Raw genomic sequence first — 13,160 nt, forward strand, 5'->3', positions numbered from 1 at the left:
GACTCCATGAACGACAGCGTGCTTGATATTCCCGGTTACCGCCTGCATGGCCTGCTGGGCAAGGGCGGCATGGCCGCGGTCTACCTGGCCACCCAGCAATCGCTGCAGCGCCAGGTGGCGATCAAGGTGCTGGGCAAGGCCGAGGACCAGAGCTTCATCCTGCGCTTCATCCGCGAAGGGCATCTGGTCGCGTCCCTGCACCACCCCTCGATCATCACCATCTACGACATCGACCAGCTGCCCGACGGCCGCCACTACCTGGCCATGGAATACCTGCCCGGCGGCGACCTGGCGCACCACAAGGGCGAGCTGTTCGCCCCGGAGCGGGCCCTGCAGATCGTTCGGCAGATCGCCAGCGGCCTGGCGGTGGTGCACGCCAAGGGGCTGGTGCACCGCGACGTGAAGCCGGCCAACATCCTGTTCCGCGGCGACGGCACCGCGGTGCTCACCGACTTCGGCGTGGCCAAGGATCTCGACCTCGACAGCGAGCTGACCCAGTTCGGCATCGCCGTCGGCAGCCCGGCCTACAGCAGCCCGGAGCAGGCCCAGTGCCAGCCGCTGGACGCGCGCAGCGACATCTACAGCCTCGGCGTGATCCTGCTGGAGATGCTCACCGGCGCCAATCCCTTCCGCGGCAGCAACTACACCCAGACGGTGATGAACCACGTGCAGCTGCCGCTGCCGAGTCTGCCCGGTTCGCTCGGGCCGCTGCGCGGCCTGCTCGAGCGCATGCTCGCCAAGGAGCCGGAGCAGCGCTTTGCCAACTGCCAAGAACTGCTGGCGGCGCTGGATGCGCTCGAGCTGGGCGATCCCGACGAGACGCGTCTCGGCCCCGGCCTGCAGCTGAGCGCCAGCCGCAGCGAAGAAGACACCCCGGCCGCCCGGCCCGCACCGCGCCCGCCGCGCCGTGCGCGCTGGCCGGCGGTGCTCGGCGTGCTGCTGCTGGGCGGCGCGCTGGCCGGCGGCGGCTTCTTCTGGCAGCACTGGCAGCGGCAGCAGCAAGTCGACGCCTTGCTCGCCAGGGGCGAGCAGCGCCTGGCCGAGGGACAACTGCTGGCGCCGGCGCAGGACAGCGCCGAGCACTACTTCCGCGAGGCGCAGCGCCTGGATGCGCGCAGCCAGGCCGCTCAGAGTGGACTCGCACGGGTCCGGGCCGCGCACATCGGCGGCCTGCTGACCCTCGGCAACCAGCGCCTGAGCGAGGGGCGTCTGGAGGAGCCGGCGCAGGACAGCGCGGCGCACTACTTCCGCCAGGTCCTCGAACTGGACGCCGGCAACGCCGACGCCCTCGACGGCCTGAAGCGCCTGCTCGAGGCGCGCATCGCCGGCTACCTGGCGCGCGCCGAGCGGAGCATCGCCGACAAGCGCCTGCTGACCCCCGAAGACGACAGCGCGGTCTTCTACTACCGGCAGATCCTCGGCTGGGCACCCACCAACGAGCAGGCCCTGACCGGCCTGCACCGCGTCGCCAGCCACTACCGCGACCAGGCCAACGCCGCCTACCGGCGCCGGGATTTCCCCGCCGCCTTGGAAATGATCGAGCACGGGCTGCAGGCCGAGCCGGAAAACGCCGAACTGCTGAGGATGCGCGACGAGCACCGGGAGCTGCTGGCCTCGGCGCGCGCGGCCAGGGCGGCCCAAACCAGCCGGCCTGCTCAGCGGACGTCGGCGCCGCCGCGCAGCGAGCCGCCGGCCGAGGACGGCAACCCGCTCAAGCGGGCCTGGAACAACCTATTCGGCAACTGACCGACAGTCGCCGCCCCCCACGAGTCTGCGCCACGAGAACAGGGCTCATACCGCATATGCTCAAGCTGAACTTCAAAGACAGTCGTCAGGCCCCCATCTGGCTGGTCGAGGAGCGTTTCACCATCGGCCGCGACCGGCGCAACCACCTGGTCCTCGACGATCCGGGCGTCAACGCCTTCCACGCGGAAATCCGCCAGCAGAACGGCCAGTACTACCTCCACGATTGCGACGGCGAGGGCGGCACCTTCGTCAACGACACGCGCATCGCCAGCCACTACCAGCTGCGCGCCGACGACCTGCTGCGGATCGGCGCCGTGGAACTGCTGCTGCTCGACCCGAGCAAGGCCAAGCCGCGGGCGGAGGCCGCGCAGCGCTGGTTCCTGCAGGTGATCCAGGGCGAGCACGAGGGGCGCAAGTTCCACGTCCAGGGCTCGATGACCTTCGGCCGCTCGACCAAGTGCGAGCTGTGCTTCGGCGATCCCGAACTGTCGCGCCGCCACGGCGAGTTCTTCCTCAAGGGCGACGTGCTGGAGATCAAGGATCTGGCTTCGGCCAACGGCGTCTACGTCAACCGCACGCGGGTCGAGAGCGCCGTCCTGCAGCCCGGCGACCAGGTGCGCATGGGTTCGGTGACCCTGCTGGTTATCGGCCCCAAGGTCGAGGTGCTGCAGACCGAGGACGAGGACGCCACGCTGTTCATGGCGGCGGTCGATCTGCCCAAGGCGGCGAAACCCAAGGCGAGCGGCCGCACGCCCGTCGCCAACCCCCTGCATGCCGCCGCCCAGGCCGCTCCCGCGCCCCAGGCCGAGACGAAGGCCGGCTCCAGCCCGCTGGCGCTGGGACTGCTGACCGGCGGGACGCTGCTGGCGGTGGCAGCGCTGCTGGTGGTGGTCTTTCGCTGAGGGAACGGCCCGGAGCAGTCCGGGCGTTTCCGCCTTTCTCCCCAGGGGCGGCGCCATGCCGATAGGGATGGCCGCGGTCTCTTGCCTGTCGATTCGCTGCCTGCGCCTCGATTTGCCGTTCCGCCAAGTCCGATGCCGTTCGGGTGGGCGGTATTTGCCCTTGATACCGATTTGCCATGGCAGCATGCTTTTATTCCAAAAAGTTTTATAAATAAAATAACAAATTATTTTTTTGGAATAAGTGGGCGGCATACAGTACGCCGTAACGTGGTGCGGCGGATGGGCTGCCGGGCCTCGACCAGTCAACCGGAGGACTCCCCAATGCCTGCTGCCGCCCCAGTTCCCCAAGTCGCCGAAGAGATCCGGCGCCCCGTCGACCTGTCCGCCGTGCTCGCCGCCCGTCCGGCCGAGCTGCTCGCCCGGGCCAGGGCCCGCGCCGTTGCCGCCGGCCTCGGCTACGCCGGCAGTCTCTATCCGCCGGAGGCCTGGGCGCTGCTGCAGGCCGGGGCGGCGACCCTGGTGGACGTGCGCAGCGCCGAAGAGCTGAAGTTCGTCGGGCGCGTGCCGGACAGCCTGCACGTCGCCTGGCAGAACGGTCCGACGCTGGTCAGGAATCCGCGCTTCCTCACCGAACTGGCCGGCAAGGCCGGGCGCGACGGCGTGCTGGTGCTGCTCTGCCGCAGCGGCAAGCGTTCCGCAGCGGCGGCCACGGCGGCCACGGGCGCCGGTTTCTCCCAGGTGTTCAACGTGCTCGAGGGCTTCGAGGGCGACCTCGATGCCCATCAGCAGCGCGGCGAGAGCGGCGGCTGGCGGCACTGGGGCCTGCCCTGGGTGCAGGACTGAGCTGCGCCTTCCCGACACTTCCTTCCCTCACCATCCTCGTTCAGCACCGGCCGCGTCCGCGGCCGGCAGGGTTTCCTCATGTCCAATAAACTCAAGGCCGTCTTCGACGGCGTCTCGCACCTGCCGGAGGCGCCCGCGTCCCGGCCGGTGAACTGGCAACTGGAGCAGATCGTCGACGAGCTGCGCGCCGCCCGCGACGACTGGCGCAAGAGCTGCGGCCGGACGCGCGAGCTGGGCGGCCGCGAGCTGCCTTCGCGGCAGACCGTGGCGGAGATTCTCGCTGCGCTGTGCGGCGCGCTCTTTCCGATGCGTCTGGGGCCCAGCGACCTGCGCGAGGAGAGCGAGGATTTCTACGTCGGGCACACCCTCGACAGCGCGCTGAACGCCCTGCTCGGCCAAGTGCGCCTGGAGCTGCACTACGTCGCCCGCCAGTGTGGGCAGCGCGAGCCGGACTTAGAGGCGCGCGCGGTGCAGATCGTTCGCGAGTTCGGCGCCGCGCTGCCGGAGCTGCGCCGCTTGCTGGACAGCGATGTGATCGCCGCCTATCAGGGCGATCCGGCGGCGCGCAGCCTGGACGAGGTGCTGCTCTGCTATCCGGGCGTCCAGGCGGTGATCCACCATCGCCTGGCCCACCGCCTGTACCGCGCCGGGGTGCCGCTCTTGGCGCGGATCGCCGCGGAGATCGCCCATTCGGCCAGCGGCATCGACATCCATCCGGGGGCGCAGATCGGCCACAGCTTCTTCATCGACCACGGCAGCGGCGTGGTGATCGGCGAGACCGCGGTGATCGGCAACCGCGTCCGCATCTATCAGGCGGTGACTCTGGGCGCCAAGCGCTTCACCGTCGACGAGTCCGGCCAGCTGCTCAAGGGCCAGGCTCGCCACCCCATCGTCGAAGACGACGTGGTGATCTACGCCGGGGCCACCATCCTCGGGCGCATCACCATCGGCAAGGGCTCCACCATCGGTGGCAACGTCTGGCTGACCCGCAGCGTGCCTCCGGGCAGCAACGTCACCCAGGCGACCCTGCAACACCAGCCAGGCAACGCGGAGCAGTCATGACGACGACACTTCCGGCCCTGTGCATTCATCCGAATCTTTCTGGAGTGATTCATGAGTGACTTTCAGGACATCCGCCAGGCTCTGGGCGACAGCGCCGCCCGCCAGCTGGCGAACGCGACCAAGACCGTCCCGCAGCTTTCCACCATCAGCCCGCGCTGGCTGGTGCACCTGCTGCAGTGGACGCCGGTGGAGGCGGGCATCTTCCGCCTGAACCGGGTGAAGAACCCGCTGAACGTGCAGGTCGCCTGCTCGCAGCGCGACGAGGCGGTGCTGCCGCAGACCTTCGTCGATTACGAGGAGCAGCCGCGCGAGTATTTCCTCAACGCGGTGACCACCATCCTCGACGTGCACACCCGCGTCTCCGACCTCTACAGCAGCCCGCACGACCAGATCCGCGAGCAGCTGCGCCTGACCATCGAGACGATCAAGGAGCGCCAGGAAAACGAGCTGATCAACAACCCCGAATACGGTCTGCTGGCCAGCGTCGACCCGGGTCAGCGCATCTCCACCCTGAGCGGCGCGCCGACCCCGGACGATCTGGACGAGCTGATCGCCAAGGTCTGGAAGGAACCGGCGTTCTTCCTCGCCCATCCGCTGGCCATCGCCGCCTTCGGCCGCGAGTGCACCCGCCGCGGCGTGCCGCCGCCCACCGTCAGCCTGTTCGGCGCGCAGTTCCTGACCTGGCGCGGCCTGCCGCTGATCCCCTCGGACAAGGTACCGTTCGACGACAACGGGCGGACCAAGATCCTCCTGCTGCGCGTCGGCGACAAGCGCCAGGGGGTGATCGGCCTGTACCAGCCCGGCGTGGCGGGCGAACAGAGCCCGGGGCTGTCGGTGCGCTTCATGGGCATCAACCGCAACGCCATCGCTTCCTACCTGATCTCGCTGTACTGCTCGCTGGCGGTGCTGACCGAGGATGCCCTGGCCGTGCTCGATGACGTGGAGGTCGACAAGTACCATGACTATCCGGCCACCTATCGATAATCCGCCGCCGGCCGCTCCGGCGCCGGGCCTGCCGGACGTGGCGGAGCTGGCGCGGCTGGCCAACGCCTTGTTCGCCAGCCTGCCGGGCGGCGCTCCGTCGGGCGGCACGCCGGCGCTGTCCGGCCTGTCGCCCGCCGAGCCGGCTTCGGCCGGGGCGGCAGCCGCGCCGCAGGCCGGGGAAGCGGCTCCGGCGGGCATCGCCGACGGCCTGGAGCTCGGTTCGCCCGAGGCCTACGCCGCGGCGCTGCCGACGGTGTTCCCGAGTGCCGGCGGCCTGGCGCCGTCGGCCGGAGGCGCGCCATCCACGCCGTACTACTTCCTCGGCGAGGGCAGTGCCTACGCCGGCGAGCCGCAGCGCTTCGCGGAGATTCCCGTCGAGCCGAGCAGCCTCGCAGTACCGGGCGGGGACTCGCTGGGCGCGATCCTCCGCTCGATCCTCGCCGAGCCGTCCGTCCCGGCGGCGGTGCCGGGACAGGGAGCCGGGCAGTTCTACTTCCTCGAGCGGAGCGCTCCTCTGGAGAAGGCGCCCGAGCCTGCCGTCCGGCCGCAGGTCCGCAGCGGTTTCGACGTGCAGGCGATCCGCCGGGATTTCCCGATCCTCGCCGAACGGGTCAACGGCCGGCCGCTGGTGTGGTTCGACAACGCCGCCACCACGCAGAAGCCCAAGGCGGTGATCGACCGTCTGGCGTACTTCTACGAGCACGAGAACTCCAACATCCACCGCGCCGCCCACGAGCTGGCGGCGCGGGCGACGGACGCCTACGAAGGTGCGCGCAACAAGGTGGCGCGCTTTCTGGGGGCGAAGTCGGCGGAGGAGATCGTCTTCGTGCGCGGGGCGACCGAGGGCATCAACCTGCTGGCCAACACCTTCGGCCGCCGGTTCATCGGCGAGGGGGACGAGATCATCGTCTCCCACCTGGAGCACCACGCCAACATCGTGCCCTGGCAGCTGCTGGCCAACGCGGTGGGCGCGAAGCTCAAGGTGATCCCGGTGGACGACTCGGGGCAGATCCGCCTCGACGAGTACGCCAGGCTGCTCGGCCCGCGCACCAAGCTGGTGAGCATCACCCAGGTGTCCAACGCCCTCGGCACGGTCACCCCGGTGGCCGAGGTGATCGCCCTGGCGCATGCCGCCGGTGCGCGGGTGCTGGTGGACGGCGCGCAGTCGGTGTCGCACCTGAAGGTCGACGTGCAGGCGCTGGACGCGGATTTCTTCGTGTTCTCCGGGCACAAGATCTTCGGGCCGACCGGCATCGGTGCGGTCTACGGCAAGAAGGCGCTGCTCGACGAGCTGCCGCCCTGGCAGGGCGGCGGCAACATGATCGCCGACGTGACCTTCGAGAAGACCCTCTACCAGGAGGCGCCGGCGCGGCTGGAGGCCGGTACCGGCAACATCGCCGACGCGGTGGGGCTGGGGGCGGCGCTGGACTACGTCGAGCGCATCGGCCTCGACGCCATCGCCCGCTACGAGCACGAGTTGCTGGAGTACGCCACCCAGGGGCTCGCGGGGATTCCCGGGCTGCGGCTGATCGGCACCGCGGCGGACAAGGCCAGCGTGCTGTCTTTCGTGCTGCAGGGCTACCGCACCGAGGAGGTCGGCGCCGCCCTCAACCGCGAGGGCATCGCCGTGCGCTCCGGCCACCACTGCGCGCAGCCGATCCTGCGCCGTTTCGGGGTGGAAACCACGGTGCGGCCGTCGCTGGCGTTCTACAACACCTTCGAGGAGATCGATCTGCTGGTGAGTACCGTGCGCCGTCTGGCGACCCGGCGTTGAGTGCATTTGCCCCGGCCGTGCGGCCGGGGACTTCTTTTGGGCTATGTCTGAGTTAGCTGTTGCATGGCAACTCGTCCCAGCGATTCACTCAGGCAAGTCAATGGATTGAGCTGTGCCTTGTAGCGTTCGGGGAGGCGGCGTTATCCCAAGTAATGAGTCAGGTACTTGGTGGCCACACCATGAAAGCGGATCATCCAGCTCTTCGGACGGCTGTCGTAGGCGTTCATGTTCTGGATGTGGAGGGCCATCGATCCTGCGCGTTTTCCACATCGTGCTCAGGCCCTCCCGCACTCCATGCTCGGCCTCGACCCACTGGCACAACTGCGTCAGTGTCTGCTCGGGTAGCATGGCTGCGCGCTCGGTCAGAGCCCTTTCGTGCCCCTGAAGCCGAAGGGGGACGTGATTGCACTGGACCCGGCACTGACCTGGCCCAGTTGCCGGCGTGGGCGCGCCTGCGCCACATAGGGCCCGCTCACCACAAAGCGCCTGGCCGCCTCGTGAATCGAGCCATCAGCCGCCAGCACCCGTTCACACAGATCCTGCCCATAGGCCTGTCCTCGAGGCCCCCATAAGCCACCTCCAGCATTGCCGAACCCAGGCTTCCCGTTCAGCTTGTCTGCTCAATCCCGGTCCGGTTACAACCGCCAGTCAAGCCGAAAATGCTCTACTACGGAAGCAGCCGACAATCCGAGAAATCAGAATTACGTTTCTATATTTTGCGTAAATAGCTGATTTATGGCTTTTAAATCACCAATGTTGCGTCTTAAGTTGGATAATTTGAAATGGCATTTCATTATGTTAGGATGAGGACGTGACGCTCCTCTGAGCTCACCAACAAAAACAAAAAAAGGTGTCGTGCTAATGAATGTAAAAAAACCCGCCTGCAGCTCATTGTTGGGCTATCCAGTGTTTTGGCTTTCTCCGCGCATGCTGATTGGCCGGAAGACCGACCGATCGAGATCGTTGTTGCCTACGCACCGGGCGGTAGCACTGATGTAATGGCTAGGGCCATGGAGCCTTATCTCGAGAAGGAGCTAGGCGCTGATATCGCCATCATCAATAGGCCAGGTGCTGCCGGTGAAATCACTTATTCCATTCTCGCCAAGGCAAAGCCGGACGGGTACACGCTAGCCTTCATCAACACGCCTGGCTTTTTAAGCACTAGGGCACAGCGCAAGGTCAGTTACGATCCGACCAAGATAAAACCTCTTGCTCGTATTGTGGATGATCCAAGTATTTTGGTTGTGAAGGATAGCTCGCCTTACAAGTCGCTAGTCGAATTAGTCGAGGCGGCGAAGCAGAAGCCTGGGACCATATCGATTGGTACTTCAGGCATAGGCACAGATGACCACCTTGCATTGATAGAGTTGCAAAGAATTACTGGTGCGGTGTTCACTCATGTTCCTTTTAATGGAACGGGCGAGACAAGAACCGCCTTGCTAGGAGGCCATATTAGTGCTGGCGGGATGAATGTCAGTGAATATAGCAAAGACGATGGATTCCGAGGGCTTGTACAGTACTCCGACGAACGCTTTAGCCAGCTACAGTCGGTACCGACAGCCAAGGAGCAAAATATTAATCTACGCATGAGCTCAGAGCGTGGCATGGCTGCTCCGGCTGGACTCGCCAGCGAGATTCATCAGAAGCTATCCGAGGCAATTAGGAAGGTTTTAGAGAACCCTGAGTTTGTGGCAAAGGCTAAAGAGCTTGCACTGCCGGTCGCCTATCTCTCCGGAGAAGAGTGGGAGGCGCAAATGCCAGCTCAACTCAAGACTTACCAGGAGCTTTGGAGGGTCTCGCCATGGGTACAATAAAAAATAATAACCCGGACTTGCTTTGCAGTTTTATCTTCGTTGCTATCGGTGTCGCCACGTTAGTGGCTAGCACAACCTTGCCGTGGGTAGCCTTGCAATGATGGGGCCGGGCTTCATGCCTATAGCTATTTCAATAGCCGTGATTGCAATCGGTTTGGTCGTCGGTATTGCTGCGATTTCAAGAAATCCCGAAGCTATTAGCCCTATACGCCTCAGGCCACTGCTGACACTGCTCCTGGTAGTGGGTGGCTTTGCGTTTGGTGCTGAGTTTTTAGGATTCGTAATAACTTCGGCTGGACTGGTTTTTTTTGGAAGTATGGCAGACCGAGATTGGCGACTTAAAGAAGCACTTATTTCGAGTTTGGTTCTTACCGCCTTCGGAGTTCTGGTGTTTATAAAGGGTCTGGATGTGCAAATGCAGTTAGGGCTATTCTAATGGAAATATTCGATTCGTTGATGCTTGGTTTTAGCACAGCGCTGACGCCTACGAACCTAGCTTTCTGCTTCATAGGGGCCCTATTAGGTACGCTGATAGGCGTTTTGCCTGGCATTGGTCCGACTGCGACGGTCGCCATCCTGCTTCCGATCACGTTCTTTCTGCCGCCAGTAGCTGCGCTAATTATGCTTGCTGGAATTTTTTATGGTGCGCAGTACGGGGGGTCTACAACAGCCATTTTGGTAAATTTACCTGGTGAGGCATCGGCTGTGGTGACGGCATTGGACGGCCATGCGATGGCGAAAAAGGGACGTGCGGGGGCCGCTCTTGCGGTTGCTGCGCTCGCTTCGTTCTTCGCCGGTACTGTCGCGACCGCCGCTATTGCCGTTGCTGGCCCGTTGCTTTCGGGGTTCGCTTTATCGTTTGGCCCTGCAGAATATGTGGCACTTACCATCTTCGGATTGATAGCGGCAATCATCTTGGCAAGTGGCTCGGTGCTGAAGGCGATCGGCATGGTCTGCTTGGGATTGCTGCTCGGTATGGTGGGCATGGATGTCAGCAGCGGCGCAACGAGGCTTACTTTCGGCTCTACAGATTTGTATGACGGAATAGACTTTGTTGTGATCGCCGTTGGTTTATTCGGTATTGCCGAAATTGCAATAAACCTGGAGTCTCCTGAGGCAAGAGGCAGTCTAGTGGAGAGGGTTTCTAATCTTTGGCCATCCAGGCAGGATTTTGGCAAGGCCTTGCCGGCTACGATTAGAGGCACCGTATTGGGTACAGTGTTAGGTGTACTTCCCGGCGGAGGCGCAACCCTAAGCGCATTCAGCGCTTACTCTTTGGAGAAAAAGTGCTCAAAGACCCGAAGCAATTCGGAAGTGGATTGGTGGAGGGGTTGCGGCACCTGAAGCAGCCAACAATGCAGGTGCCCAATCATCCTTCATTCCGTTACTGACGTTAGGTATACCCTCCAACTCCATCATGGCCATGATGCTCGGCGCAATGATGATTCATGGGGTAACGCCGGGTCCGTCAGTTATAACAAACCAGCCAGAGCTATTTTGGGGGCTTATTGCGAGCATGTGGCTGGGTAATGTCATGTTGCTTGTTATAAATCTTCCCCTTATACGCATGTGGGTAAAGCTCCTAAAGGTCCCATATAGGTTGCTCTTTCCGGCAATTCTTCTTTTCTGCTGCGTCGGTGTATATAGTGTTAACAATCGCGGGTTTGACGTTGCATTGGTTATTATCTTTGGTCTGCTCGGGTACTTGTTTAGAAAGGCGAAGTGTGAACCGGGTCCGCTTTTGCTCGGTTTCGTCTTGGGCCCTATGCTTGAAACAAACCTTCGGCGGGCAATGTTAATATCTCAAGGGGATGCTGCAGTATTTATTGATCGTCCTATCAGCGCGGGGTTGTTCGCTGCTTCGCTTGCGCTGTTGCTTCTAATGATAGCTCCTGTATTCCGCAAAAAACGGGATGAGACTTTTCAAGAGGGTGAGCAATAGATTCTACTCGGCATCCGCAAGGATGGTTGAGTAACGTTACCGAAAGACCTTGCGAGGCGTGGTATAGAGCGGATTACAAGTGATCCACTCAGCGCTTCGCAATTTCAAGCTTGGGGCAGTTCCACAAGTCGGCTGCAGCAGCCAATTGTCAGTCGAGCTATAGTCGACTAATGCCATCAGAAACCAGGGGTAAACCTTGGTTTCTGCGTTTTATGGGCGAACTTCACCCATACCCATCAACTGTTTCCTGGCTATCCAGAGGTTCGACAGGGCGAACAGCGTGACCAGTTGCGCCGTATTCTTTGCCAGACCGCGGAAGTCCACCTTGGTGTAGCCGAACTGCCGCTTGATCACTCGGAGCGGGTGATCGACCCTGGCTAGTTTAGCCTTTTGCAACAGCGAACTCGGACATAGCCATAATTTGGGGTTCACCGCTTCGTGTTGGTGAAGCGGTCGACGAGCAGGTAGGTCGCCAACAAGGCGCCCGTAGTCCCCATTGTCGCTGGCGCCCCTATTACGCTCGCTGCCAGCCCGGCGAGCAGTCCTCCGATCGCTTCGAAACCGAAGCGCATGGCGATGTAAAAGGCAACGACGCGCCCGCGCAGGGCTGCAGGAGCCTGGCTCTGTAATAATATATTGGTGCTGACATTGCTGGCGGAAATACCAAAACCCAGCACTACCAATATTGGCAAGGCTACTGCCAAGGGGGCGTTCATCGCCAGCCCGAGCAATGCCAGTGCACAGCAGGTGGAGGCACTCGTGATGATGGTCTGCAATCTGGACAATGTGCCGCCTAACGCCACTACTAGGGTAGCGATGAATGCCCCAGCACCTGCCGCGCCCCATAACCAGCCCAAGGTTTGCGCATTGCCTACATATAGCGTCTTGGCGAGGACTGGCAGCAGCACCGCATAATTGGATGCCAGCAGATTTACGACGACCACACCGATGATTAATCGCCGTATGTCGAGCGTTTGCCAGAGATAAAGCAGGCCTTCGCGAAATATTTCCCGAGTCGAGCCGGTAGCCTTGGTGACTGGCGCGCCTTGCGTCCTGAGAAGGCCAAGCAGCAGGACGGTAAAAGCGATTGAGGTCAGCAGAAAGCATACTGCTTCACTGCTTATAGCGATTAGCGCCCCGGCCAAAGGTGGTCCAATAAATCGCGCTGCATTGAACAGCATCGCATTGAGCGCCAATGCGTTGGGCAAGTCGGGGGCGGCAACGAAACTGCCGATTAAGGCTTGGCGCAAGGGGGTTTCGATTGCATTGAGCAGGCCCAGGAGCAGGGCCATCGCAACGATCAAAGCACTGTCGACCCAGTCCAGCCACGCCATTGTCGCCAGGCATAGCGACTGCAGAGTCATGATGGCTTGGATGATGATGAGCAGCCTGCGTTTGTCGTGCTGGTCGATCCAGGCGCCCGCGAGCGGCCCAACCAGTAGTTGCGGCACAAGTGTCAGGAAGGTGATGACGCCCAGAAGCAGGGCAGAAGCGGTCTGATTATACGCCAGCCAGGATAACGCAACCTGCTGAACCCACTTTCCTAGCGTGGAGACACCTTGGCCGGCAAAATAGATTTGAAAATCACGGTGCGCTAAAGCCCGTAGTGGGGCTGGCCAACACGAATTGCGAGAGGGGAGTCTGGCTGTCAATGGGGCGTTCTCCTAGTTTACTCTGCCGAGCCGCCCGCCGTCGCACGTCAATACAGACACCTCATGCGAGAAGATGCACGAAGCTGTTTTTTCTTCAAGGCTTCCAATGCCCCAAAACGGTCATTCTGCTCTTTGGCGATCTGATCCGGCTGCTTCTGCTTGGCAGCGCGCTTGGTGGATGCCTTGTCTAGACTTCGGCAACATGAATGACCACGTCGTCAGGCCCAATCACCATGTCGTCTATCTATGACAATGGACACATTGATGTCGTCCCGGCGACATCCTTATAGGTCGCATGGTGCAAAGCCCAAGCGGCGAACAGAGGAAAATCACCAATGCCTATGCTGGCAGCATTCCGAATGCTCCATTGATGGTGAGGCTGGTCACCCATAGCTTGATGGCGTAAGCCATCATCGTTTCATCAATCAAGGGCTCAGGTTA

9 protein-coding genes and 3 pseudogenes are annotated in these 13,160 nt (G+C 62.5%); 9 read left to right on the top strand and 3 right to left on the bottom strand.

Translation table 11 applies throughout. From position 1 onward, the window contains the following. The first annotated feature begins 6 nt into the window (after positions 1-6). The 6 genes from Atro_RS00195 (at position 7) to Atro_RS00220 (ending at position 7,311) form a co-directional block, all read left to right on the top strand. On the top strand, positions 7-1,746 hold the full coding sequence (locus Atro_RS00195) for a serine/threonine-protein kinase (protein ID WP_497925858.1): 1,740 nt from the start codon (positions 7-9) through the stop codon (positions 1,744-1,746). A gap of 56 nt (positions 1,747-1,802) precedes the next feature. Continuing rightward, the gene (locus tag Atro_RS00200; RefSeq protein ID WP_497925860.1) at positions 1,803-2,648 is read left to right on the top strand and encodes an FHA domain-containing protein; all 846 of its coding nucleotides are present in this window, start codon (positions 1,803-1,805) and stop codon (positions 2,646-2,648) included. A gap of 321 nt (positions 2,649-2,969) precedes the next feature. Beyond that, positions 2,970-3,491: a rhodanese-like domain-containing protein gene (locus Atro_RS00205; RefSeq protein ID WP_497925863.1), complete on the top strand. Its 522-nt coding sequence runs from the start codon at positions 2,970-2,972 to the stop codon at positions 3,489-3,491. A gap of 78 nt (positions 3,492-3,569) precedes the next feature. Beyond that, complete coding sequence (gene epsC / locus Atro_RS00210; protein ID WP_497925865.1) at positions 3,570-4,553, top strand: serine O-acetyltransferase EpsC; 984 nt, start codon at positions 3,570-3,572, stop codon at positions 4,551-4,553. Positions 4,554-4,604: 51 nt separating this feature from the next. After that, the gene (locus Atro_RS00215) at positions 4,605-5,537 is read left to right on the top strand and encodes a family 2A encapsulin nanocompartment shell protein (protein ID WP_497925867.1); all 933 of its coding nucleotides are present in this window, start codon (positions 4,605-4,607) and stop codon (positions 5,535-5,537) included. Further along, positions 5,512-7,311: a family 2A encapsulin nanocompartment cargo protein cysteine desulfurase gene (locus Atro_RS00220; protein WP_497925869.1), complete on the top strand. Its 1,800-nt coding sequence runs from the start codon at positions 5,512-5,514 to the stop codon at positions 7,309-7,311. The genes Atro_RS00215 and Atro_RS00220 overlap by 26 nt, the downstream gene beginning before the upstream one ends. Before the next feature lie 41 nt (positions 7,312-7,352). Here the strand turns inward: Atro_RS00220 and Atro_RS00225 are convergent. Beyond that, positions 7,353-7,569: pseudogene (locus Atro_RS00225) on the bottom strand (IS1595 family transposase); the annotation flags it as partial. Between the two features lie 752 nt (positions 7,570-8,321). Here Atro_RS00225 and Atro_RS00230 point away from each other — a divergent pair. From Atro_RS00230 to Atro_RS00240, 3 genes and pseudogenes are all read left to right on the top strand, one after another. Continuing rightward, on the top strand, positions 8,322-9,125 hold the full coding sequence (locus Atro_RS00230; protein ID WP_497925871.1) for a tripartite tricarboxylate transporter substrate binding protein: 804 nt from the start codon (positions 8,322-8,324) through the stop codon (positions 9,123-9,125). Positions 9,126-9,207: 82 nt separating this feature from the next. Continuing rightward, a complete protein-coding gene (locus tag Atro_RS00235) occupies positions 9,208-9,561 on the top strand; it encodes a tripartite tricarboxylate transporter TctB family protein (RefSeq protein WP_497925873.1) in 354 nt (117 codons plus the stop codon). Positions 9,562-9,581: 20 nt separating this feature from the next. Then, positions 9,582-11,067: pseudogene (locus tag Atro_RS00240) on the top strand (tripartite tricarboxylate transporter permease). Between the two features lie 210 nt (positions 11,068-11,277). Here Atro_RS00240 and Atro_RS00245 read toward each other — a convergent pair. Both Atro_RS00245 and Atro_RS00250 read right to left on the bottom strand, forming a co-directional pair. Beyond that, a pseudogene (locus Atro_RS00245) lies at positions 11,278-11,445 on the bottom strand (IS5/IS1182 family transposase); the annotation flags it as partial. A 50-nt stretch (positions 11,446-11,495) separates the two neighbouring features. Then, entirely contained in the window at positions 11,496-12,719 is a 1,224-nt protein-coding gene (locus Atro_RS00250) for an MFS transporter (RefSeq protein ID WP_497925875.1), read from the bottom strand. Positions 12,720-13,160 lie beyond the last annotated feature (441 nt).

The sequence above is a fragment of the Azotobacter tropicalis genome (assembly GCF_059739045.1).